Here is a 23,313-nt window from a genome sequence, read left to right as displayed (position 1 = left end):
TTATAATTTTCCTTTTTCTAATCACTTCCGCGATGGCCGGGGCCTTTTTCCTCGCCTATAATCTGACATCAAAATATGTTGAGAATGAATTTGCATCTCAGAAGATTGATGTGCTCGAAGAAACAGTGAAACCTTATAATGATTTCTTCCAAAATAAAATACCTGAAATATCTTTTTATCAGGGTTATTTGGATTCGGCCCAAACCTCTAAATACATTGATACTATCTTCAGAAAATTTCGCTTTGTAGAACGGGTCATTTTTTATGATGCTGAAATAAGTAATCATAAAATACCGGATGGAATCAGGGTGAAAAATTTTTCTATGGGGCCAAAGTCGGTCTATCAGTTTGGCAGGGATATACCCAGGGATTCCATTGTGCTTTATAACAATAATCGCCCTGACTCCCTATTTATCTTAAAAACAGGGGATGAGTTCAATAAAATGGCAATTAAGTTCAGTGGCTTTATTGAGTTGGCTGATACCGCCAAAGCTCTGAAAGATTACGACCGCTTCAATGTTTTTTACAGCATCAGGTCAAACAGGATCACTTTTATGAATATTCCCAGACGTGAGGAAATAAAGGTATATAAGGATCTGATGTATAAAAAGAGACCGAGCTCTCCGGTCTATGAAATGGATATGCTTACATTTTACCTGAATCCACTGAAGCTCGAAATTATTAATTCACATCCTGAATTATACCAGTATATCAGTATTAAGCCTCTGGTTTATGAATCGCTTGAAAATGACTCCGGGTCTATGGAAAATGATCTGCCCTTATCAGGCCCTTTTTCCGACTATAAATTATACTTCAGCTCAGGCAAGGATTTTTTAAGAAAAGAAGTGAATTCCCGCTTCAGGCCTATCGCCGCCGGTTTATTTATTATCTATTTTGTGCTGGTACTTATTGCGTATCTGATCTTCAGAAACCTGAATATCAACAGTAAACTCTTCAAGCTGCAGTATGATTTTATCAATAATCTCACACATGAATTTAAGACTCCTGTCAGCGTTATAAAAATTGCCGGTAATAATATCCGTAGTGCTTCCAAACTGTCGGATCGAGAACGGATGCATTATGGCAAGATTCTGGATGAAGAGGCAGATAAGCTTAACGATTTGATGAACAGACTATTGTCTTTTGCCCAGATTGAGAATAAAGCCATCAAATTAAAACCTGAGAGCATTAATCTCGAAGTATTCTGTCAGAATATGATTGATAGTTACCAGTTAAAATACCCGGGTTTCGACATAGAATGTGAGATTAAAGATGTTGAGTATTTTAATTCGGATCCTGTACTTTTGGGAAGTATCTTTCAGAATCTGATCGATAATGCATTTAAATACTCCAGCCCCGACAATAAGGTCCTAAGGATCAGTATTCAAAAGGTGAAGAATCGAATAATTTTTAAATTTTCAGATCAGGGGATCGGAATTCCGGAAAAAGATATCAGGAATATCTTTAAGAAGTTTTACAGAGTACAAAATCAATATAATCAGCAGGGTAGTGTAGGATTAGGTTTGGCATTCTGTGCAGAACTGATTAAATTTATGAACGGAACAATTACAATAAAAAGTGTAGTAGGAAAGGGAACAGAGTTTAGAATTGAATTGCCTTACGAAATATAAACATGGGAAAAGAAATCAAAATTGCAGTTATTGAAGATGATGAGAATCTTCGGTTTTTAGTTGTGCACCGTCTTCAAACCGAAGGGTATAAAGTTGTTGAGGCTGCTGACGGCCAGATTGCAGAAGAACTCATTATGAGTGAGGAACCTGATATTGTATTGCTCGACTGGATGCTGCCAACAAAACAGGGCTCTGAAGTCTGTCAGAATGTTCGTAAACTGGGTTTTGATAATCTGATCATCATGATGACGGCCAAGGCGCAGGATATTGATAAAATTGATGCCTATAATTTTGGTGTTTCTGATTATGTAACCAAGCCTTTTAATATGGATGTCCTGGTTGCATTGATTGAAAATAAGGTTAAGTTCTTTATCAATAATGAGAAGACCGAAGTCTATAAATTCGGAAACATGGAGCATCATCCCAACACACATTCCCTGATGCGTGAGGGAAAGAAAATTGAGCTTACTATACTTGAAAACAGGATTCTTCTGTATTTTTTGAAGAATGCAAATACTGTTATTAACCGTGATGAATTAATGATGGTGGTTTGGGGTTATAATTCTGATGTAAATACACGAACGCTTGATATGCATATTGTCCGTTTACGTAAAAAGATTGAGAGTAATCCCGACAGACCACATTTTATGCAAACTGTCCGTGGTGTAGGTTACAAATTTATCATTGAGTAAAGTAAAGTTATATGGATTGATTAAATGCTTGGATTATAACTTGCTTAACATTTTCTCAAATCGCTCTCTCCATTCTAATGTCAGTTCTTTCAGATCAACCAGCCTCTGAAGCCATTCTTTGTTTTCAGGGTCATGATATCTTACAAAATTTACATTCATCACTGATATCTTTTCAGGATGTGAACTAAGATGTATCAGCTTGTCGGTCTTCTTTACCAGGCCTGTTTTGATAGTCCTGAAATAATACCCTGTTAGCCCGGTTTGCTGTAAATGGACAGGGAACTGCTTATAATTGTACCTGATTCCAATCATATAACAAGGACCACGGGGCTCTGAGACTTCTACTATTGCTTCGCCAAGTTGATAACGGTCCCCGATAAAAATATGTTCTTCATTGGCATTTTGACCACTTAGCGTCAAATTTTCTCCAAAAGCTGCAGACTCCAGATTAAAACCAAGTTCTGCCTTCCATTTTTTAAAATGATCAGAATTGTAGCAGCATATGGCTTTATCATTTCCGCCATGATGTTTTGTGTCTACAATTATGTCACCAGTAAATCCAGTCATTCCCAGCTCAATGGAATCAGCTGATATGGCTTTTTTGCAGTATGCGGAATATGCTTTCTGGTGGTCAGAAACTAATAACTCGGGCTTGCCAAGTATATTGATCGATGAAATACTGATATTTTTCATCCGTTTATTTATTGTTTTTTAAAAGTGATGAAGCCCGTCCGAACGGCTTGGCCGGGCGGACGATCATGATTTAATAATCCCCCCTGTGGTTTGGATAAAATCATGATGGTTTCATAATATGATTGAGCCACAAAGAAGAAGCATAAAAAATTGAAGGATCATTGTACCATCCAGATACAAAAAGTAATAATATTCATTTTTTTTCCATTTTGATTTGAAGATTAACCATCCGGTAAGTATTATAGTTAGGCTCAATCCAAAAAAGTTGGCGTCAAAATGCTCAGTGAAAAGAACCAGTAAAATAATATATGCTCCAAGTAGTCCCTGGCAAATAAACAATGCCCATCTTTCTCCGAACAGTACAGGTATGGTTTTCAATTCATAAAATTTATCCTGATAAATATCGCGAATGTCGAAAGGCACAGTTATTGCCGCAATAAAGAGGAAGCGCTTAGTGATAAGTAATATAGTGTCATTTAATGTAACAGAAATCGCCTGATTACTTTCCATTTCAAGTATCGGGAGTAAAACACAACTCAATGCCCAGACTGATGCAATGAGAAATAGTTTTATTCCCGGAATGTTTCTCAAGCCGAATTTTTTATCATGAATAGTAAACAGCGGAAGATTGTAGGCCACTGATATCAGGGCAAGCGTGAATAGCAAAATCTTTGATGAAGTACTCAGAAATAAACTTAGGGGGATTATTGAAAATGCCGAAATGATGCTGATTGTGATCATCAGCCGATAATGGGAAAATATCCACCTGACCCTTGCTGATTTTGAATTCTCCGGATTTTTAGGTTTGGAGAGAACGATGCTGAAATTATAAAGTGCTAAAGTTGAGCTGAAAAGAAGCCCTAATACATACATATCAGGTTTGACTTTTAACAGCTGATACGTAACCAACCCCTGAGCTACCGCACAAAGAGCAATAAAAATATTGCTGAATAAAAGAAGGTCGATGCTCTGCCTAAGGTATTTGTTCATAGATAGAACCCGGGATCTTTTCAGGAATCCCCCCGGCGTAACTCAAAGATCGTAATTTCAGGTAAAATTCCAACCCGACCGGGATATCCTAAGAAGCCATAACCCACGTTGACATAAAGCTGTTGTAATCCTTCTTTATAGTGTCCTGCCCACTCTTTATAAACGTATTGTGCAGGGCTCCACTGAAATTTATCAGTTACCAGGCCAAACTGCATGCCATGCGTGTGGCCACTGAACATCGCGTCAATCTGAGGATATTCTGGTAACACTTGTGCCCGCCAGTGTGATGGATCGTGTGACAGCAATAACTTTACAGGTATATCATCAGTATCTTTTACCGCCAAATCCATACGGCCGTACTTAGCAAAGCGGCCAACGCCCCAGTTTTCTATCCCTAAAATTGCAATCTCATCGCCATCAATCTTTAACCTGCGGTTTTCGTTAAGTAAAAGATCCCAGCCCATGTTCTTATGCGTCTGCTTAACATCTGCCAGATTTTTAATTTTAGCAGCCGAAGGCCCCTGGCCGTAATGATAATCCCCATAGTCATGGTTTCCAAGTACAGAGAAAACCCCCAGAGGAGCTTTCACTTTCGAGAAGATATCCTGGTAATCATACATTTCTGAAGCAATATTATTCACCAGATCTCCGGTAAAAAATACCATATCCGGCTTTTCTTTCAGTAACATATCAACGCCACCAATAACTGCCTTGTGGTCGTAGAAGCTACCCGAGTGAATGTCTGAAAGCTGTCCGAGTTTAATTCCATCAAATGCTTTTGGCAAGTTTGGAAGATAAAGTGTTCTGCGTTTTACACGATAATCATAGGCACTTGAAACAACACCGTAGGTGAGGGATGCTAAGGGTATCGCAGCAACCAGAGTTCCGGCTTTTATCAGGAATTCAGAACGGGGTATGGCATTAGTTTTATTATGCTCAGTGCTTTCTTTTCTTTTTAGCCTCCTGCTGATCCAAACTATTGCTCTGCGTAAATCATCAGCAATAAGAAAAGGCAGAATGAATATTTTGGATACAAAGGTCAAAAAGAAAACAACCAGTATGATTGATCTGAGCAGGAACTTAATATTGAAAAATATACTTATGAAAACTCCTGTAATCAGCAAAAAGGTATATCCCCACCAGATATAGGTAAATGAAAGGTGTTTTTGCCCTTTCCATTTCCAGCTCACAGAGCGTATTGCCCTGTAAATGTAGATGTCAATAATAATCAGCAGAATACTGATGATTATTAATCCAAAAATACGGTTAGCCATTTTTATTTTAAGCTTGAGAGCAGGAACTAAAACTGATCCCGGTCTTCGTTATATTCATCATCATCCTCAAACTCGGTATTGAAAAGACTGTTGAACATATCATTAAAGCTAAATCCTTTATCGAGGAATGATTTATTGATCAAGGAAAATTCAGACAGGCCATGCAATAAGAACTCCATTAAAAGAATCTGCTGGTTTCTACTTAGAGTCTTATGAAACTGTTTTATTACAGATTTTAGTCCGGGTACTGATTCCAGAGCTGCAATATATTCTTCCAGTGACAGGTCATCAACCAGGCTTATCGTATTACCTGCTGCAAACCAGTTAATTATATCCGCATATGGGTTGGCTGCTTTTGCTTTCTTGAGTTTTTCAGGATCTGGAAAATAGCTAAGCATCAGGGTTTTAATAGCTTTTCCAAGTAAAATGTTCGCCACTTTACCCGGACCTTCCAGTTCGCCTTCATAAACAAGTTCTATCTTTCCGGTAATTGCAGGAATTACACCAAGAAAATCTGAGATCCGTACAAAGGTGTTGTTTTCACCATTGAGTAACATTCTTCGCTCAGCATTGCTGATCAGATTCTCATAGGCAGAGATGGTCAGACGGGCAGAAACTCCTGATTTTTTATCAATATATTCTGATTCACGTGCTTCAAAGGCAATTTGCTCAACGAGATCCTTTACTAATCCGTCAGCTTCGATAGTGTTTCTTTGCGAAGCCGATAGCCTGGCTTCCTGCTGTGTAATCTTTCTCGAAATATCAATGCTTTTTGGATAATGCGTTAAAATCTGACTTTCGATCCGGTCTTTGAGAGGGGTTACAATTGCTCCACGGTTGGTATAATCTTCCGGATTTGCAGTAAATACAAATTGAATATCCAATGGCAGACGCAGTTTGAATCCCCTGATCTGTATATCTTTTTCCTGAAGGATATTGAAAAGGGCTACCTGAATTCGTGCCTGCAAATCAGGGAGTTCATTGATCACAAAAATACCACGGTGGGCACGTGGGATCAATCCGAAATGGATTACCCTTTCGTCTGAATAGGTCAGTTTTAAGGTCGCTGCTTTAATTGGATCAACATCTCCAATAAGATCGGCGACTGTTACATCGGGTGTAGCTAGCTTCTCGGTATACCGGTCAGAACGGTGCAACCACGCAATCGGAGTATTATCACCTTTAATTTCCAGGGTATGATGACCAAACCATGAAATTGGGTTTAAGGGGTCTTCAAATAATTCAGAGCCTTCAATATATGGTACATATTCATCGAGCAGGTTGATCATCAGACGGGCAATACGTGTTTTTGCCTGTCCGCGCAAGCCTAAAAGCAGAATGTTATGCTGAGATAAAATGGCAGTCTGCAGGTCAGGAATAACGGTATCTTCATAGCCTATAATTCCTTCGAGTACTGTGTTTTTGTTCTTTAGTTCGCGTATAAGATTTTCACGGAGTTCTTCCTTTACTGAGCGGGAAACATAACCCGATTCTTTTAGTTCTTTCAGTGTTTTGATATGCAGCATAATATCTGTCGAATTTCTATCTAATCGTTCTTCTTCTGTTCTTAATGTAATCTTCAAAAATGTATTCTCCCAGTCCTTTTAGGGAGCTGTAAAATGCCTTGCCTCCGTTGATCTCGGTAAACTGCCTGACAAATTGTTGAAGATATGGATCCCTGGCAATCATAAATGTAGTTATCGGTATCCCAAGCCGTTTACACTGTGCGGCCATTCCAAGCGTTTTATTGACCACCTTTCTATCCAGACCAATACTATTTTTATAGTATTTGGTACCTTCCTTTAAACAGGTGGGCTTCCCGTCGGTGATCATAAAGATCTGTTTATTATGGGTCTTTCGCCTCCTGAGCAGATCTACCGCAAGTTCCAGGCCTGCATATGTATTGGTATGGTAAGGTCCTACCTGAAGATAGGGAAGTTCTTTTAAGGTTATTGGCCAGGCATCGTTTCCAAAAACAACGATATCAAGCGTATCTTTCGGGTATTTGGTTCGGATTAATTCTGCAAGTGCCATTGCTACCTTTTTTGCAGGTGTGATGCGATCTTCACCGTAGAGAATCATTGAATGAGAAATATCGATCATCAGAACTGTTGAAGTAATGGTCTTATAGTCCTTTTCTTCAACTTCAAGATCTCTTTCGGTCATTGAGAAGTCGCCAATACCATGATTTACCTGAGCATTGTGTATAGATGCAGTCATATCGATCTGATCAAGGCTGTCGCCAAACTGATATTCTCTGCGATCTGCATTTTTCTCTTCTCCCAGTCCTGAAATATTGGTGTTATGTCCACCCTTTCCAGACTTTTTGAGTTTCCCAAAGATCTCTTCAAGCGCTGACTGTCTGATACTTTGTTCAGTTTTTGAGGTGATTTTAAAACCTTTGGGATTTTGATCATCATCTCCCAGATAGCCCTTCTTCTTCAGATCTTCTATGAAATCACCCATCCCGTAATCATCGCTGGTAAGCTTATATTGCTTATCCAGCTCATTCATCCAGTCCAAAGCTTCGTTTGCATCCCCTGAAGTATAATTCAGAAGTTCGAGAAATAATTTCAAAAGCTCTTCGAAACCTCCTTTGGGAAGTTCATTTGGAATAAATTTCGAGAATGCATGTCCCCGCATGATTTGATTTTACCTTGATTTACGAAAAAACGAAGTTAAAGGTTTATGAATCTAAATATGTTATTGACATGTCAAATAAAAGGAAGTCCTGATTATTTAATATTCTTACTTTTAGGTATGAAGAAAATTATGATCATGTTCCTGCTTTTTATGGGGACTTTGCGGGCATCAGCTCAGAATGATGATAAGATTTTAATCCTTAACCTTCTTGAGGATCAGCGACAGGCATGGAACAAGGGAGATATAGTGGAATATATGCAGGGATATTTGAAATCTGATTCATTGCTTTTTGTTGGTAAAAACGGACCGAAATATGGCTGGGATAATACACTCGCGAATTACAAAAAAAGTTATCCTGATCAGAAGGCAATGGGCTTTTTAAGTTTTGACATTAAAGAAGTTAGATTGATTTCTGCTGATCATGCATTTGTATTAGGTGCCTGGCATTTAAAGCGTGAAAAGGACGAACCAAAGGGGTTTTTCACTCTTATTTTAAAGGAAATTAATGGTGAATGGAAGGTAATTGCCGATCATTCAAGCTAGGGTAGATTCTGTGCCATTCCGCACCTTAGCTTACTTTGGTTCCCCTTTTGCCAATGCCCTTTCAGCCCGCTTGATAGCTAATTTTTCTCTGAATTGTGCATAAGGTGCTTTCAATATCATTTTTAAAATGCTGTCGATTCCTCCTCTGGTCACAACACTGTACAAGCTCTCTGCTTTTTGCAGAAAGGATTCATCCCAGGCCCTTAGACTTAAAGAAAATGAACCTTCCAGATATTTCATCCAATGCCACATTGATCCTGGCATGAACAATGTATCTCCATGCTCCAAAAAAAGTTCATATCCTTCAACACCTTTAAGGGCCGGAAATTTTTCAAAATCCGGGTTAAGCACATCATAATCTTCAAGAGCATAGGTTGCATTCGGGATGCAATATAAACGACGTTTCCATTTATAATCGAATAGAATGATCTGTTTCCGCCCTCCGAAATGAGTGTGGAATAAATGGGGTTTGTCTATGTCATAGTGCAGAAATGTAACAGAATTACTTCCTCCAAAAAACATTGCCGGCATGCTCTCAATAAAACCTCCCATTAATTCCCTTGGTAATTTTATATCGTTCAAAAGTTCAGGAACATGCTTAAAAATATTGAATAGAAATATACGGAGTTCAGTAGGTTCAGAGCGTATCAGGTCCAGATAGTCGGCCATTTTCATTTTGGCGGCAGCTGAGTTTATTGGTTTTGAGGGATCTGCTTTAGAGTTATCGTAAAGCGGGACATTTAGTTCTCCGGCTACCTCCTTAAAATAATCAATTGTCCACTTTTCCCTTGCAGGCCACGTTTTTGTAAGACCTTTTATAACGAGTGGTTTACGCGGAATCAAATAATCCGCTCTGAAATCTTCCGGTGTGATGGTTTCGACAGTATCAACCGGTCTTAATATAAAACCCATATCAGGAATAGATATTTTCTAAAACAGATTATCGATGTTTTTACTCAGATACTTCTGCAAAAATAAATATTTCCTGATTCTGAAAGAAAGAATTGAGGAAAGCCTCCTTGTATTTATACAATAGTCTTGGTTTTCAAATATTTATAAATCAAGTAACTTTGGCTTTTCTTACAATCTTTGAAAACAGTCCGGGTAGAAATCTTTTTAGCAGAACAGCATATTTCTCTTTTCCGCCGATATAAACCTCTTCTTTTCCGGATTTGATCGTCTTTATAATCTGCCCGGCACATTCATCAGCAGACATCCCATTTGCCTGTGCATCATCCATTGTATTTTGCCTTGTTCCGTCAGCCGTTAAAGCATTAATCGTAACATTGGTTTTAATAAAACCCGGGCAAATGATGCTGATCTTGATTTTTGGATCGATTTCTGAACGCAGGGAGTCGAAATAACCATGCAATGCATGCTTGGAAGCCGCATATGCCGAGCGGAATTTGGTGCCGAATTTCCCAACCAGGCTACTGATGATCACAATATGTCCAGATTGATTTGATATCATTGAGGGGATAAGCACCTTAGTCAGGGCAACCGCACCCCAGAAATTGATATTCATGATTTTTTGGGCAACATCCAGATCAGTATCCATTGCAAGAGAACGCTGACTCACACCTCCAGAATGAATAATAATATCCACCCTTCCAAAAATTTTCAGGGCTGCCTTTGCTTTATCTTCCAACTCAAGGGTGTTTTCAAGATCAAGAGGCAGCACATGTACGTCCAGTTGATTCTTCTTGCATTTGCTCTTTACAAGGTAAAGGCCTTCTGTACTTCTTGATGAAATGATCAGTTTGGCTCCCGCCTGATTTAGTTTATAGCAAAGAGCCTCACCTATTCCGCTTGATGCACCTGTTATCCAGACTATTTTATTCTTTAATTCCATAAGATTGAAAGCTAATTAGTGCTGAGGAATAATTCTGAGGCAATATGGTCTGCAAAAAGTTTTCCTTCCCTTGTTAAGGTAACCAACTGTTCATTAATAATGATCCATTCCTTTTCGAGGAAGGGCTCCAGACCATTATAAATTTCATTTGAATAGTCGGGTCCGAAGTTCTCCTTAATAGATTTCAGATTCATTCCCTTACTGGTCCGAAGGGAGGTCATGATGTATTCGTTGATTCTGTTTTCGGTACTTAATAGTTCTGTCTCTGCAGGAATCTTTTTCAATCCAATCTCATTGATGTATTTTGAATTGTTCGAAATATTCCATTGCCGGCTTTTTCCGTTAAAAGAATGAGCAGATGGCCCGATGCCAAGATAATTTACCCCATCCCAGTAATTTGAATTATGCCTTGAATGCATACCCGGTTTTGCAAAGTTTGAGATTTCATAGTGCTCAAAACCTGATTCTGTCAAATGGTCAATTAGCATCAGGAACTGTGAAGCACTCTGGCCTTCATCCATAGTGACCTGTTTACCTTTATTGATGAAGGCTGCCAACGCGGTTTTGGGTTCTACTGTGATGGAATAGGAAGAGACATGAGGAACAAGATATTCTATAAGTTGCTGAATATTAAATTCCCATTTTTCATTACTCAGAAGAGGGAATCCGTAAATAAGGTCGGCGGTAATATTCTCAAATCCTGCATCCTGAACTCTTTTTATTGCACTTTGGGCTTCACTGGCAGTATGTGCACGGTTCATCCATTTCAAATCTTCCTCAAAAAATGATTGCACTCCAATACTGAAACGATTGATCAGGGTATTTTTTATTTCCCTTACATACTGAGGATTCAGATCGTCCGGATTGGCCTCAAGAGTTATTTCCGCATTGGATGAAACCTCAAACTGATCAGTGATCTGACCAATCAGGATTTGCAATTCATCGGCACTCATTAGTGAAGGAGTACCACCACCAAAATAAATCGTTTCAATTTTTTCCGTATCCAGATAGTTCTTTCGGAGAATGATTTCTGATCCCAATGCATTTAGCATCTGATCTTTATACTGCGGAGAAGTGCTGAAATGAAAATCGCAATAGTGACAGGCTTTTTTGCAAAAAGGGATATGAATATAAATTCCGGCCATTCTGCAAATCTACAACAATAGTGTAATCCTTTGTTTTTATGAATGTCTGATCTTAATAATACTTATTCAGCTGCTGCCATTTTTCTTTCTGCAAGTTTTTCTCTTCTGTATCTTGCCATATTGATCATAAAAACACTGCCGAGTATAATAATAAGCCCAATTACCTGAATAGAGGATATTTGCTCGTTGGCAAAAAATACACCAAGAAGCACAGCCACAACAGGGTTTACGTAGGCATAGGTGCTGACCTGCATTGCCGGTCTTTCTTTTAATAACCACACATAAGCACTGAAGCCTGCAATAGAGCCCAAAACGACAAGGTATATAACGGCCATCCAAGCGTCTCCTGATACATCCTTCCATTGAAAACCATTGAATTCATCACGAATGATAATTCCGGGGAGGAAAGCTATTCCTGCAGCTATCATTTGCCAGGTGCTGGTTACGATGATAGGGTCTTCAGATGACTTGTATTTAGAGTAGAGTGATCCCCCTGACCAGGTTATTGCCGCAATAACAAGCATGACCATGCTGCTCATTTTCACAGATTCACTTCCCTGAAGAGACAATGCCTCAGAAACCTGTTCACTAAAGAGCAGGATTACTCCGGCAAGTCCAATCAGCATTCCTGCAATAATCGATTTGCTTCTTAAGTTCTCAGACCATTTAGGCTTGTCGAGCAAAACAAACCATAATGGAGCAGAGGAGACCATGATGGCTACCATTGCACTAGGCATACTTTGTTCAACCCAGATTATAATACCATTCCCGCAAAAAAGCATTAGTATTCCGCTGATTGCCGCATGCTTTATTCCTTTGGCTGCAAAAATATTCTCACCCTTATAAATGCACCAGGCAACCATAAGGACACCAGCGATGATAAATCGTAAGGCACCTAAAATGAAAGGAGGAAAATCCTTGACGGCAATCTGAATAAAAAAGTAAGTTGAGCCCCATACAATATAAACTATTGCAAAGGCGAGGACAACCATTAAAAGAGATGCGGATTTTTTGACAGGATTAGACATGTTTATTTTGTAGGTATAACCAATTGCTGCTGTTCTTTGACCGTTTCAAGAACAATAGTTGTGCGGGTAGATAGAATATTAGGGATTTTACCAACAGAGTTTCTCATCAATTCCATTAGTGAGGCTGAGTCAAAAGTGCGAACCTTAACCAGATAACAATCATCCCCGGCTACATGGTGCACTTCCTGAACTTCAGGTATCGCAGCAAGTGCAGAGGCAGTATCATTGCAGCCAATTCCGTCGGAGGCTTTAATAAACACGTAGGCAAGCAGATTTTGATTTAATGCCGATGGATTTAAGCGTGCGGTATATTGAAGAATGGTATTTTTTTGCTCAAGTTTTTTTACCCTTTCGAGCACAGCAGATGGGGCCATATTCAGTTCCCTTGCAATATCAGCATTTGAGATTCGGGCATTCCTCTGTAACAGGCCGAGGATTTCCCGGTCTACCTGATCCAGTTGATATTCTTTTTGATGCATTATTCGGTAAAATTATTTTATTCGGAATAAAATTCAAAATATTTAATTCTTTATTGAATAAAATTCTGTCAATTGTAGAAAAATCCATTGTTATGAAATCTTGTGAATTAAAATTTACTGAATTTTTGACGGGATAGATATGTTCATTAGCCTTAATCTGAAAGATATTTAGGAAACAAACATAAAAAAGTGGAAATTTGAGATACTGGAAAATATTTGCTTTGGAGTACTTAATGGGGATGTTTAAACGTTTATACAGTATTATTCTTTTATTATTTCTGGTTAAATCATTTGCTTTCTCGCAGACGGACAGTCTCAGACTGAATCTCAATACTACCGTTTATCAAACTTATGATTCAGCAGGTTTTGCCAGAAGGGCTGCTTACAGAGACTCTATACAAGCCATAAGAGATTCATTGTCGGTTGTATGGATTAAAGCCCCTGATCCGAATCGTTTCAACCCATTCCTGGATAGCCTCATTAGGTTATATAAAGTCGAGAACCTTGATTTTTCTGCCTGGGCTGCAAGATTTCCGAAAAAAGACAGTCATGATAAATATGGAATAGTAAGGCCAAAAGGCGAAACATGGATTATAGCGGTTATTTTATTTCTGGTAATATTCTTTTCAATTGTCAGGTATTTCTTTCCGGCAGAGATGAACAGCATAATTATGGCATTTTACAGTAACCAGATTTTGACCAGAATTAACAAGGAGGACAGTTTGTTTAATTCATGGCCTTTCGTTTTTTTCTATTTACTCTTTGGGCTAATTATTGGTCTCTACTTGTATTTATCAGGTAAGTATATGCAATTATCTTACCCATTTGATGGCTTTGAACTTTTTCTTTTCCTGTCTGCACTTGTCATTGGATTGTTCACTTTCAAGATTATAGTACTTCGGGTTTTAGGGTTTTTGTTTGATGTCAGAAGGCTTGTAAGAGAGTATGTATCAGTATTATATCTAAGTTATTTCAATGCAGCAATTTTGTTTTTGCCAGTGGTTATTGCATTTAGTCTCACTTCCGGCCGTTATGCAGGAATTTACAGTTATATCGGAATTGTGATGGTTCTCGGAATTTTCGTTGTGCAATTTCTCAGAGCGGGGACAAATATTTTATCAAATTACAAGTTTCCAAAAGTTTATTTAATTATTTACCTTTGTGCCCTCGAATTTTGTCCTTTAATTATCCTTTTTAAAGTACTGGGGTATTAGTCTTTTTAAGAAATATGCAAGTAAGTCCAATTGAAAAACCAAGAAAAGTCAAAAGTATTCTTGTTACTTTGCCAAAGCCTGATTCGGAAAAGTCGCCTTATTTTGATTTAGCAAAAAAATATAATCTGAAGATAGATTTCAGATCCTTCATCCATGTCGAGGGCGTTCCGGCAAAAGAATTTCGTAAAGAGAAAATAAATTTAGCTGATTTTACTGCAGTAATATTCACAAGCAGGAATGCGGTTGATCATTTTTTCAGGATATGTGAGGAAATGCGTTATGATGTACCTGCTGATATGAAGTATTTCTGTATTTCGGAAACGATTGCACTCTATCTTCAGAAATATATTCAATACAGAAAACGCAAAATATTCTTTGGAAAACAAACTGCAGCTGATCTTGCAGATCTTTTGAAAAAGCATATATCCGAGAAATTTTTATATCCCTGTTCTGATGTTGCAGCTGAAGAAACTCAGAAATTCCTTTCAGCAAATGGCTATGATTTTAAGCCTGCGGTTTTATTTCATACTGTATGCAGTGACCTTTCTGACCTTGCGGAGGTTTTTTATGACGTAATTGCATTTTTCAGTCCGAGCAGCATTCATTCACTCTTCATTAACTTTCCCGATTTCAAGCAGAACTATACCCGTATAGCAGCTTTTGGGGTTAGCACTCATAAGGCGGTTCTTGAACATGAACTGGTTCTTAATATACCTGCACCCACTCCCGAAGCGCCAAGTATGACGATGGCACTTGAGCAATATATTAAACAAGTCAATAAATAAATTGAAACAAATTGGAAACAGATTCGTTTTTATTTTTTAAATAATTAAACCCTGGACTTGATTTATACGTACTAGTAAAAAATCGCGGATATATAATAATGCAATATTTCGGCAAATTAATTTGTTCTGAATTTTTCACATTTTAAATGTGAAATGTTTAATATCAACGCAGATAGATTAGTTTTGTCGTATATGATATATGCTTTTTTATTATATTCGAAATTATTTTGTTGAGCGAATGCAAACTGGAATCATATAAAATGAGAAAAATATACTTTATCGTTCTTGCAGCTATCGCCATTTTGGGCGCCAGTTGTGGTAAAGGTGGTACAAATGGTGAATTGATTGGTGTTGCAACTAAAAAGTTTAAAAACAATCAGGTGCCTTACGGAATGGTTTACATTCCTGCAGGAACTTTTATTATGGGTCAAACCGACCAGGATATCACTTTTGCTCAGATATCTCAGAACAAGCAGGTAACCGTACAGGCGTTCTACATGGATGAAACTGAGATCACTAATAGTGAATACCGTCAATTTGTGAATTGGGTACGTGATTCTATCGCAATTACGACCTATCTTCAGGATGAACAGTATTATCTTAAACCTAAGGGCAAGGTAGATCCCAATGATGCAGGTAAAAAATACATCAACTGGAAGAAAGTAGGGAATGGCAGCGCGATATGGGGAGGCAAAAAAGGAGCATCAGCAAATGGTCCTAAACTGCAGGCCATGTATTACCAGGGCGAAGACAGGGTATTCGACCGGAATGAAATTGATGTTAGATTGCTGAAATATAATTTCGCGATAATGAAATTAAGGGAAGCAGCAAATAATCGTAACAATAGAGAAGCTAAACGTTCTGATTTTATTCTGAGGGATACAGTTGGTGTATATCCGGATACTCTAGTGTGGTTATCTGATTTTGCCTATGCTCAGAATGAGCCTATGGTTAAAGGATATTTTTCGCACCCAGCCTTTGCAAACTACCCTGTTGTTGGTGTTAACTGGCGTCAGGCACGTGCCTTTACAGTATGGAGGACACGTTTCAATGAAGCTTATATGGATAGTCGCCGTCTTCCCAAACGTGCTGATTATGACCTTCCTACTGAAGCAGAATTTGAGTATGCTGCGCGGGGAGGCCGGGTTGGAACAAGTTACCCATGGGGAGGCCCATACATTAGAAATGCAAAGGGTTGCCTGATGGCTAATTTCAAACCAGGAAGAGGTAATTACATTGATGATGGCGGACCATTTACAGTGAATGTAAAGGCTTATTATCCAAACGACTATGGTTTGTATAATATGGCTGGAAACGTCTCAGAATGGACTTCTTCTGCATTTGATGAATCTTCTTCTACATTCACTCATGATATGAACCCTACCTTTAGTTATGAGGCCCGCCCGGAGGATCCTGAAGTAATGAAACGTAAAGTTGTCCGCGGGGGTTCATGGAAAGATATTGGTTATTTTCTTCAAAATTCAGCAAGTACTTTTGAATATCAGGACACTGCAAAATCTTACATCGGTTTTCGTTGCATAACCAAGTATCAGGGTCGGGATATTAAAGACAAACTCTAAACAAAAATTACAATCCTTTCTTATAAAAAATAGCGTATATATTATGGCTCAAAAGAAAAAGTTTAAACTGGGTATTAATACCTTAATTTCATGGGGTGCCTCCGTAGTTATTGTTGGTCTGATGTTCAAAATCCTGCACTGGAAAGGTGGAGAGATTATGATTGCCGTTGGATTAATTACAGAAGCCTTATTGTTTTTTGCATTAGGCTTTAAAGCAGAGGTTTCTGAGCCAGACTGGACAAGGGTATATCCGGAACTTGATGAAGAATTTAAAGGAGAGTTATCCAGGCCATCTTCAGGAGGTTCGGGTTCTTCAAGCGCCGCATTGGATAAAATGATGGCTGAAGCTAAAATTGGGCCTGAATTGATTGAAAGCCTTGGCACAGGATTAAGATCTTTCGGAGATAAAGTTTCTGCGATTTCAGGAATAGCTGATACGGCAAGCGCAACCAGCGAACTTACTGCCAAAGTTAAAACAGCTTCAGGAAGCTTCGATAGTCTGAATACGGCTTTTGAAAAGGCAACGGTCAGTCTCAGGGAAATGGCTGATACAAGTATTGATTCGAAATCATACCATGAACAGGTGAATAATCTCGCAAAAAATATTTCGGCATTAAACGCTGTTTATGAGCTTGAATTACAGGATTCAAGTGCACATTTGAAATCAATGAACAAATTCTATCAGAATCTTTCTCTGACCATGCAAAATTTTAATGAGTCAATGGAAGATTCCAAACAATTCAAAGAGGAAGTTGGCAAACTGGCAAAGAACTTATCGTCCCTGAATTCTATTTATGGGAATATGCTTTCTGCTATGAATCAACCTAACCGGGGATAATTGGTAAACGAATTATAGATCTTTAATTTTTTAAATAAAATTGCATGGCTGGAGGTAAAGAAACCCCAAGGCAGAAAATGATTGGAATACTTTACCTGGTATTATTGGGTTTAGTAGCACTGAATGTCAGTGATTCAATTTTAGAAGCTTTCAAAAATTTAACGGATAGTTTAAATGCTTCAACTCAGAATGTCCAAGTTGGTGTTGATGCAACTTATGCTTCATTTGAAGCAACTAAACTAAAAAATGAGCCCGAAAGAGCGCGTCCAATATATGAAAAGGCTAAAAAGGCAAGTTCATATACAAGTGAATTAAACACCTATGTCGAAGGACTTCAGAAACTTTTTGAAACAGAGGGTGGCGGATATAATGAGGCAACCGGTGATATAAGCAAAAGAGATAACCTTGATATTTCTCCAAGGTTAATGATCAATGAGCCACGTGCTACTGAATTGAAGAAAAAAATCAATGAGACACGTGAAAAATTAATTGCATTACTCGATGAGAAAGATCGTAAAAATGTAAGTTTTTCATTGGAGGCAAAGGATCCACCAAATCGCGGAGGAGTTAAAAGAAGCTGGGAACAATCAAACTTCGGAGATGGTATCCCATTGACCGCTGCGTTAACCGCATTGGCGAAAATTAAGGCCGACACAAAGAATGCAGAGGCTGAGGTTGTAAAGAGAGTGCTAGGACAGATGGATATCGCAGTTGTCAATCTTGATCGGTTTTCTGCAGTTGCAGTGGCTCCAACTTCCTATCTGATTGCTGGTCAGCCGTATACCGCTGAGGTGTTTTTGACAGCATCAGACTCAAAATCAAGTCCTGAAATATCGGTTGGTGGTTCAAGATTGCAGGTTAAGGAAGGGAAAGGAACTTATACAGTTAATACTTCAAGCGAAGGAATATTTAGCTGGACAGGTACAGTGCGTGTTAAACAAACCGATGGAACAATAAAAACCTATACTACTACAGAGCAAAAATATCAGGTGGCCCGTCCTTCGGCAGTCGTTTCTCCTGATAAAATGAATGTATTCTATGTGGGTGTTCCTAATCCTGTATCAGTATCGGCTCCCGGCATTCCCAAAGAGAATTTAGTAGTTACTATGAGTGGAGGAACAATATCCGGATCCAACGGAAAATATACTGTGACAGTAAATACACCCGGAACAACTGCTAAAGTAAATGTTGCAGCGAATGTCAGTGGTAAGGTTCAGAGCATTGGTTCAAGTGATTTCAGGGTTAAGCGGATTCCGGATCCCAAAGCGAAATTTGCAGGTAAAACTGGAGGAGCTTTAAGTTCTGTAGTTATAAAATCACAAAATTCAATTTTTGCGATTCTTGAAGGTTTCGATTTTGATGCCAAGTTTAATGTTACCCGCTTTAGCCTGGTAATTGCCAGACCCCGTGCAGATGTTGTTGTACTTCAAACCAATGGAAATTCGTTAAGTGCTCAAATGAGTGCAGCTGTGGCCGCAATAACACCAGGTACAAGGGTAATATTTGATGATATAGTTGCCGTTGGTCCTGACGGAACTCAAAGGCAGCTTGACCCTATGGCCTTTAAAGCAAATTAAGTGCTATGAAAAAGATATTTTTTGTCCTGATTTTGATTGCCGGTGCTCTTAAATTGAGTGCTCAGGCACCTAATTTAACGAATGATACCAAACCAAAGCCGGTAGAAAAGCCTTTGGATGGATATTATCAAAAAACCAATATAATTAGTGCTAAGGTTGCTCCATATGCCAGTCTGAGAGAATCAGATGTGATGTTCAGTAAGCGTGTTTGGAGGGAAATAGATGTTCGTGACAAGGTGAATATGATTTTTGCATCACCTAAAGCCCGCCTGATTACTATTTTAACGGATGCAATTATGGCCGGAGAGCTTACTGCATACGATGCCAGTAGCACTAAGGACGATGTTAATGGAGATGAGTTTAATGTCATTCTGAAACCAGAACAGGCAATGGCAAAGTTTGCTGACAGTGTTTTGGTGCCAATTTTTGATACAGATGGTAACCAAACCGGGACGGTAGTAAAAGCTGGAGAATTCAACCCTGACAGTATTTTAAAATTTCGTATAAAAGAGGATTGGATTTTCGATAAGCAACGTTCAGTTTTTGAACCCCGTATTATCGGAATAGCACCAATGATTCGTATTTCAGCAGCCGGTCAGTCTTTTGATGAGCAACCTGCATTCTGGATATACTTCCCTGAGGTTCGTCATCTATTGGTAACTAAGCCTGCTGTAAACAGAAATAATGACGCTACCGGACTCAGCTTTGACGATTTATTTATGAAGAGGATATTTGCTAGTTATATCGTAAAGGAGTCTAATCCCGAAGATCTGCGTATTAAAGACTATGCTGTTGGAATCGATAAACTTTATGAATCTGAACGTGTAAAGAAAGCCCTTATGGATTTTGAGCATGATCTTTGGTCATATTGATCCCAATTTTAAAATATAAAAAAATGCCGGCCTGTTATTTATTCAGGGCGGCATTTTCATTTAAAGTAATCCAATAACGAAGCAGCCTGACTTTTATTCAATACCTCCAGTAGTTCTGTTTCAGAGGCTTCTTTTATTTTCTTTACAGATTTGAAATGTCTTAGCAATTTTTCGGCAGAGGCTTTTCCTATTCCCTGAACACTTTCAAGTTCACTAGCCAGAGTCGCATTATTACGTTTCTTTCTGTGAAATGTAATTCCAAAGCGGTGAGCCTCATCCCTTAACTGTTGAATGATTTTTAATGTTTCAGACTTTTTATCCAGATACAAAGGATATTGATCTCCCGGATAATAGATTTCTTCAAGCCGTTTGGCGATACCTATGATAGTCACCTGTTTATCTATACCCAGTAATTTTAAGCTTTTTATTGCAGATGATAGCTGACCTTTGCCTCCATCAATCACGATTAGTTGTGGCAGACTTTGCTCTTCATCAAGCAATCTTCTGTATCTTCTGAAAACGGCTTCCTCCATTGTAGCAAAATCATCAGGGCCTTCAACTGTCTTTACGTTAAAATGCCTGTAATCCTTTTTCGATGGCTTTGCATTCTTAAAAACTACAATTGCCGATACCGGAAATTTTCCCTGAAAATTCGAATTGTCAAAACATTCAATATGTTTTGGTAATTGATTTAAACGGAGATCTTTCATCATCTGGGACAGTAGCCGGTCGGTTCTTAACCCAGGATTCAGTTTTTCATATTGATCTAATTTTTCACGTTTGAAATAGGCTACATTCTTTTGTGAAAGTTCCAGTAATTTCTTTTTCTCGCCAAGTTTTGGAATAGTGAATTTAATTCCTGAGTCGGGAATCTCAAGTTCAAAAGGAATGATAATCTCTTTTGAATTGCTGCCAAACCTCGATCTGAACTCGGTTATCGCTATACTTAACAACTCTTCATCAGATTCGTCAAGGCGTTTTTTGATTTCCAGAGTCTGGGTTTGAATAACAGTGCCGTTCATCACCTTAAGGAAATTCACAAAAGCATGCTTATCATCTGTTGCGATACTGAATACATCGACATCTGTAATGGATGAATTTACAATAGTCGATTTGCTTTGATAGTTATCCAGCAGGTCGAGCTTTTGCTTCAGGTTATGTGCAAGCTCGAAGTTTAGTCCGCTTACTGATTCTTCAAGCTGATTTTTAAGGCGTCTGATTACGGAGCCTGTTTTTCCATTCAGGATTTCTTTGATCTCCGAAATGCTCTGATCATAGTCATCCTCTGATTGATAGGCCTGGCAAGGCCCTTTGCAGTTACCAATCTGATATTCCAGACAAACCCTGAACTTTCCTGAATGAATATTTTCACGGGTCAGGGGCAAAGTGCAGGTTCTTAAAGGATAAATTTCTTTGATCATCCCTAAAATGGTGTGCATCATCCCTACGGATGCATAAGGTCCAAAATAGGTTGAACCATCCCTGATAATCCTTCTTGTCCAGAAAATGCGTGGAAATTTTTCGTTTTTGATAATGATCCAGGGATAGGTCTTATCATCTTTCAGCATCACATTATACCTTGGCTGATGCTTCTTGATCAGGCTGTTTTCAAGCAACCAGGCATCGATTTCAGTATCAACAATGGTGAAGGTGATTTTCCTGATCTTGCTGACAAGTATCCGGGTTTTGGCATTCACCTTAAAGTTGTCTTTATTGAAATAGGATGAAACCCTGTTTTTTAAATTCTTGGCCTTACCAATATAGATAAGCTCTTCCGTCTCCGACCAAAATTGGTAGATACCGGGTTTTTGCGGAATATTTTTTAACTCAGGCCGGGGATCAAATTCTTTCATGTCAGGATAATGGTGAAGGCAGAACCTGATCTGCAAAATTGCAAATTGTAAGGAAAAATATAAAAATCAGAAACCAAGCTTTTTATCAAGTTCGCTCACACCTGACTGCTGTTTGGTATATTCAGCACAATCAAGGACTGTTGTAATTCCACCTTTTGGAGGAGGGAAATCACCTTTGCTATATTTCAATACGGGATCTGCGTAAACCTTTTGCATGTACAAGCCAAACACTGGGAGTGCGGTAGTAGCACCGTCACCATTATTCGTTAAGGTAAAATGTATTGCCCTATCTTCTGCACCGGTCCATACACCAGTAACCAATTCGGGTGTAATGCCCATAAACCAACCGTCAGAGTTATTATCTGTAGTACCTGTTTTGCCACCTATTGGGTTAGTAAGGTTATATTTCCACGTTAATCTTCTAGCTGTACCCTCCTGAACAACTGCTTTTAGCATATCAGTCATTACGTAAGCCGTTTGTTCATCAATTACCACTTTAATCCTTGGTTTACGTTCGTAAATAACGTTACCATTTTTGTCTTCGATTCTTAACAGATAGATCGGTTCGGTCCAGATGCCGTGATTGACAAAAACTGAATAAGCACCCACCATATCATATACAGAGGCCTCAAATGAACCTAATGCATTGGAGGGAATGGCTTTCACCGGGCTAGTAATTCCAAGGTTTTTAATCAGAGTTGACACCGCTGTTGGGCCTACCTGCTTCATTACAAACATTGTAGCGTTATTTTGTGAATGAGCAAGAGCCTTTTTTAATGTGATAGGACCCGGAATAGGTTTATATGCTGCCGGTGTATAGGTAGTTCCGTCACCAGCATCGATACTTACAGGTAGGTTGTCAACCATATAACAGGGAGAAAAGCCTGCGTTTCCAATTGCAACTGCATAAGTAAATGGCTTTGCTGTAGAGCCAACCTGCCTGGTTCCTACTTTTACCTGATCGTACTTAAAGTGGTTAAAGTTTATACCTCCAACCCAGGCACGCACGTAACCTGTTTGCGGTTCCATAGACATTAATGAATTCCGCAGCAGTAATTTGTAATACTTAATGGAGTCAATTGGCCTCATAATCGTATCAAGCTCCCCTTTCCAGCTAAAGATGCTCATCTTTGCAGGTGTTCTGAAATCCTGAAGTATTTCCTCTTCGGTTTTTCCTTCAGCTTTAAGAGATTGGTAACGGTCAGAACGTCTCATCCCCTGATCGATGAGGCCTTTGGCTTCTTTAAAATTGAAGGGATCACGGCCTTTCCATGAATTGTTAAAACTAACCTGCAAGGTCTTCAAATATTCCTGCTGAGCATCCTCTGCATATTTCTGCATTCGCGAATTGATGGTTGTATAGATCTTGAGCCCATCCCTGTCCAGGTCATAAGGTGTGCCATCGGCTTTATAGATCGAATTTTCTTCAAGGGTCTGCTGAATATCTTTCTTGAGTACTGCCCTGAAATAGGGTGCCGATCCTTCGTTATGATCAGAAGGATTGAATGCCAGTTTTAAAGGGCTTTTCTTCAGAAGTTCTACTTCAGCATCGCTGATGTAATTTGCGTTATGCATGTTTTCCAGAACCGTATTTCTGCGTCTGAGGGCTCTTTCAGGATTACGG

Annotated in this window: 21 protein-coding genes; 9 read left to right on the top strand and 12 right to left on the bottom strand. The window is 38.8% G+C overall.

Translation table 11 applies throughout. The features are described from left to right. The first annotated feature begins 32 nt into the window (after positions 1 to 32). Both VGE44_RS12540 and VGE44_RS12535 read left to right on the top strand, forming a co-directional pair. Entirely contained in the window at positions 33 to 1,631 is a 1,599-nt protein-coding gene (locus tag VGE44_RS12540) for a HAMP domain-containing sensor histidine kinase (protein ID WP_331079553.1), read from the top strand. 2 nt (positions 1,632 to 1,633) lie between these two features. Continuing rightward, positions 1,634 to 2,323 (top strand): response regulator transcription factor, encoded by a 690-nt coding sequence (locus VGE44_RS12535; protein ID WP_324486780.1) that lies wholly within the window; start codon positions 1,634 to 1,636, stop codon positions 2,321 to 2,323. 33 nt (positions 2,324 to 2,356) lie between these two features. Here the strand turns inward: VGE44_RS12535 and VGE44_RS12530 are convergent, their stop codons facing one another. From VGE44_RS12530 to VGE44_RS12510, 5 genes are all read right to left on the bottom strand, one after another. Further along, positions 2,357 to 3,016 (bottom strand): MOSC domain-containing protein, encoded by a 660-nt coding sequence (locus tag VGE44_RS12530; protein WP_331079550.1) that lies wholly within the window; start codon positions 3,014 to 3,016, stop codon positions 2,357 to 2,359. A gap of 111 nt (positions 3,017 to 3,127) precedes the next feature. Next, positions 3,128 to 4,006 carry a hypothetical protein gene (locus VGE44_RS12525; protein WP_331079548.1) on the bottom strand — a complete coding sequence of 293 codons (879 nt, stop codon included), beginning with the start codon at positions 4,004 to 4,006 and terminating at the stop codon, positions 3,128 to 3,130. 20 nt (positions 4,007 to 4,026) lie between these two features. Next, positions 4,027 to 5,280 carry a metallophosphoesterase gene (locus tag VGE44_RS12520; RefSeq protein ID WP_331079546.1) on the bottom strand — a complete coding sequence of 418 codons (1,254 nt, stop codon included), beginning with the start codon at positions 5,278 to 5,280 and terminating at the stop codon, positions 4,027 to 4,029. Between the two features lie 26 nt (positions 5,281 to 5,306). Then, on the bottom strand, positions 5,307 to 6,806 hold the full coding sequence (locus VGE44_RS12515; RefSeq protein ID WP_331079614.1) for a sigma 54-interacting transcriptional regulator: 1,500 nt from the start codon (positions 6,804 to 6,806) through the stop codon (positions 5,307 to 5,309). A 16-nt stretch (positions 6,807 to 6,822) separates the two neighbouring features. Then, the gene (locus VGE44_RS12510) at positions 6,823 to 7,923 is read right to left on the bottom strand and encodes a vWA domain-containing protein (protein ID WP_324486776.1); all 1,101 of its coding nucleotides are present in this window, start codon (positions 7,921 to 7,923) and stop codon (positions 6,823 to 6,825) included. Positions 7,924 to 8,040: 117 nt separating this feature from the next. Between VGE44_RS12510 and VGE44_RS12505 the strand changes: the two genes are divergently transcribed. Next, entirely contained in the window at positions 8,041 to 8,466 is a 426-nt protein-coding gene (locus VGE44_RS12505; RefSeq protein WP_331079543.1) for a YybH family protein, read from the top strand. A gap of 30 nt (positions 8,467 to 8,496) precedes the next feature. Here VGE44_RS12505 and VGE44_RS12500 read toward each other — a convergent pair whose 3' ends face one another. The 5 genes from VGE44_RS12500 to VGE44_RS12480 form a co-directional block, all read right to left on the bottom strand. Beyond that, positions 8,497 to 9,378 carry a cupin-like domain-containing protein gene (locus tag VGE44_RS12500; RefSeq protein ID WP_331079541.1) on the bottom strand — a complete coding sequence of 294 codons (882 nt, stop codon included), beginning with the start codon at positions 9,376 to 9,378 and terminating at the stop codon, positions 8,497 to 8,499. Positions 9,379 to 9,526: 148 nt separating this feature from the next. Then, positions 9,527 to 10,318, bottom strand: coding sequence for an SDR family oxidoreductase (locus VGE44_RS12495; protein WP_331079539.1), 792 nt, complete (start codon positions 10,316 to 10,318; stop codon positions 9,527 to 9,529). A gap of 11 nt (positions 10,319 to 10,329) precedes the next feature. Next, positions 10,330 to 11,463 carry a radical SAM family heme chaperone HemW gene (gene hemW, locus VGE44_RS12490; RefSeq protein WP_331079536.1) on the bottom strand — a complete coding sequence of 378 codons (1,134 nt, stop codon included), beginning with the start codon at positions 11,461 to 11,463 and terminating at the stop codon, positions 10,330 to 10,332. A 62-nt stretch (positions 11,464 to 11,525) separates the two neighbouring features. Further along, the gene (locus VGE44_RS12485; RefSeq protein ID WP_331079534.1) at positions 11,526 to 12,491 is read right to left on the bottom strand and encodes an EamA family transporter; all 966 of its coding nucleotides are present in this window, start codon (positions 12,489 to 12,491) and stop codon (positions 11,526 to 11,528) included. Positions 12,492 to 12,493: 2 nt separating this feature from the next. Then, positions 12,494 to 12,970, bottom strand: coding sequence for an Lrp/AsnC family transcriptional regulator (locus tag VGE44_RS12480; RefSeq protein ID WP_331079532.1), 477 nt, complete (start codon positions 12,968 to 12,970; stop codon positions 12,494 to 12,496). A gap of 197 nt (positions 12,971 to 13,167) precedes the next feature. Between VGE44_RS12480 and VGE44_RS12475 the strand changes: the two genes are divergently transcribed. From VGE44_RS12475 to gldN, 6 genes are all read left to right on the top strand, one after another. After that, on the top strand, positions 13,168 to 14,184 hold the full coding sequence (locus VGE44_RS12475; protein ID WP_331079530.1) for a DUF4271 domain-containing protein: 1,017 nt from the start codon (positions 13,168 to 13,170) through the stop codon (positions 14,182 to 14,184). Between the two features lie 14 nt (positions 14,185 to 14,198). Beyond that, a complete protein-coding gene (locus VGE44_RS12470; protein WP_331079528.1) occupies positions 14,199 to 14,969 on the top strand; it encodes a uroporphyrinogen-III synthase in 771 nt (256 codons plus the stop codon). Between the two features lie 260 nt (positions 14,970 to 15,229). After that, positions 15,230 to 16,549 carry an SUMF1/EgtB/PvdO family nonheme iron enzyme gene (locus VGE44_RS12465; protein WP_331079526.1) on the top strand — a complete coding sequence of 440 codons (1,320 nt, stop codon included), beginning with the start codon at positions 15,230 to 15,232 and terminating at the stop codon, positions 16,547 to 16,549. 43 nt (positions 16,550 to 16,592) lie between these two features. Further along, positions 16,593 to 17,387 carry a gliding motility protein GldL gene (gene gldL / locus VGE44_RS12460; protein ID WP_331079524.1) on the top strand — a complete coding sequence of 265 codons (795 nt, stop codon included), beginning with the start codon at positions 16,593 to 16,595 and terminating at the stop codon, positions 17,385 to 17,387. A gap of 44 nt (positions 17,388 to 17,431) precedes the next feature. Continuing rightward, positions 17,432 to 18,964 carry a gliding motility protein GldM gene (gldM, locus tag VGE44_RS12455; protein ID WP_331079522.1) on the top strand — a complete coding sequence of 511 codons (1,533 nt, stop codon included), beginning with the start codon at positions 17,432 to 17,434 and terminating at the stop codon, positions 18,962 to 18,964. Between the two features lie 5 nt (positions 18,965 to 18,969). Continuing rightward, positions 18,970 to 19,836: a gliding motility protein GldN gene (gene gldN, locus VGE44_RS12450; RefSeq protein ID WP_331079520.1), complete on the top strand. Its 867-nt coding sequence runs from the start codon at positions 18,970 to 18,972 to the stop codon at positions 19,834 to 19,836. A 56-nt stretch (positions 19,837 to 19,892) separates the two neighbouring features. Here gldN and uvrC read toward each other — a convergent pair whose 3' ends face one another. Then, positions 19,893 to 21,689, bottom strand: coding sequence for an excinuclease ABC subunit UvrC (gene uvrC, locus VGE44_RS12445; protein ID WP_331079518.1), 1,797 nt, complete (start codon positions 21,687 to 21,689; stop codon positions 19,893 to 19,895). A 66-nt stretch (positions 21,690 to 21,755) separates the two neighbouring features. Then, on the bottom strand, positions 21,756 to 23,313 hold a 1,558-nt coding region (locus VGE44_RS12440; RefSeq protein WP_331079516.1), incomplete at its 5' end, for a penicillin-binding transpeptidase domain-containing protein.

Origin of the sequence: Daejeonella sp. (assembly GCF_036405355.1) — a bacterium.
GTDB lineage: Bacteria > Bacteroidota > Bacteroidia > Sphingobacteriales > Sphingobacteriaceae > Daejeonella.
Note: the sequence above shows the minus strand (reverse complement) of the source record. Positions and strands in the feature narration are given on the sequence as shown.

Bases quoted from the DNA above. Each gene is read 5' to 3' on its own strand.
- VGE44_RS12515 (WP_331079614.1), bottom strand. From the start codon at position 6,806: ATGCTGCATATCAAAACACTGAAAGAACTAAAAGAATCGGGTTATGTT.
- VGE44_RS12505 (WP_331079543.1), top strand. From the start codon at position 8,041: ATGAAGAAAATTATGATCATGTTCCTGCTTTTTATGGGGACTTTGCGG.
- VGE44_RS12495 (WP_331079539.1), bottom strand. From the start codon at position 10,318: ATGGAATTAAAGAATAAAATAGTCTGGATAACAGGTGCATCAAGCGGA.
- VGE44_RS12470 (WP_331079528.1), top strand. From the start codon at position 14,199: ATGCAAGTAAGTCCAATTGAAAAACCAAGAAAAGTCAAAAGTATTCTT.
- VGE44_RS12465 (WP_331079526.1), top strand. From the start codon at position 15,230: ATGAGAAAAATATACTTTATCGTTCTTGCAGCTATCGCCATTTTGGGC.
- VGE44_RS12485 (WP_331079534.1), bottom strand. From the start codon at position 12,491: ATGTCTAATCCTGTCAAAAAATCCGCATCTCTTTTAATGGTTGTCCTC.
- VGE44_RS12525 (WP_331079548.1), bottom strand. From the start codon at position 4,006: ATGAACAAATACCTTAGGCAGAGCATCGACCTTCTTTTATTCAGCAAT.
- gldM (WP_331079522.1), top strand. From the start codon at position 17,432: ATGGCTGGAGGTAAAGAAACCCCAAGGCAGAAAATGATTGGAATACTT.
- hemW (WP_331079536.1), bottom strand. From the start codon at position 11,463: ATGGCCGGAATTTATATTCATATCCCTTTTTGCAAAAAAGCCTGTCAC.
- gldN (WP_331079520.1), top strand. From the start codon at position 18,970: ATGAAAAAGATATTTTTTGTCCTGATTTTGATTGCCGGTGCTCTTAAA.
- VGE44_RS12520 (WP_331079546.1), bottom strand. From the start codon at position 5,280: ATGGCTAACCGTATTTTTGGATTAATAATCATCAGTATTCTGCTGATT.
- VGE44_RS12540 (WP_331079553.1), top strand. From the start codon at position 33: ATGGCCGGGGCCTTTTTCCTCGCCTATAATCTGACATCAAAATATGTT.
- VGE44_RS12510 (WP_324486776.1), bottom strand. From the start codon at position 7,923: ATGCGGGGACATGCATTCTCGAAATTTATTCCAAATGAACTTCCCAAA.
- VGE44_RS12500 (WP_331079541.1), bottom strand. From the start codon at position 9,378: ATGGGTTTTATATTAAGACCGGTTGATACTGTCGAAACCATCACACCG.
- VGE44_RS12480 (WP_331079532.1), bottom strand. From the start codon at position 12,970: ATGCATCAAAAAGAATATCAACTGGATCAGGTAGACCGGGAAATCCTC.
- VGE44_RS12530 (WP_331079550.1), bottom strand. From the start codon at position 3,016: ATGAAAAATATCAGTATTTCATCGATCAATATACTTGGCAAGCCCGAG.
- VGE44_RS12535 (WP_324486780.1), top strand. From the start codon at position 1,634: ATGGGAAAAGAAATCAAAATTGCAGTTATTGAAGATGATGAGAATCTT.
- gldL (WP_331079524.1), top strand. From the start codon at position 16,593: ATGGCTCAAAAGAAAAAGTTTAAACTGGGTATTAATACCTTAATTTCA.
- uvrC (WP_331079518.1), bottom strand. From the start codon at position 21,689: ATGAAAGAATTTGATCCCCGGCCTGAGTTAAAAAATATTCCGCAAAAA.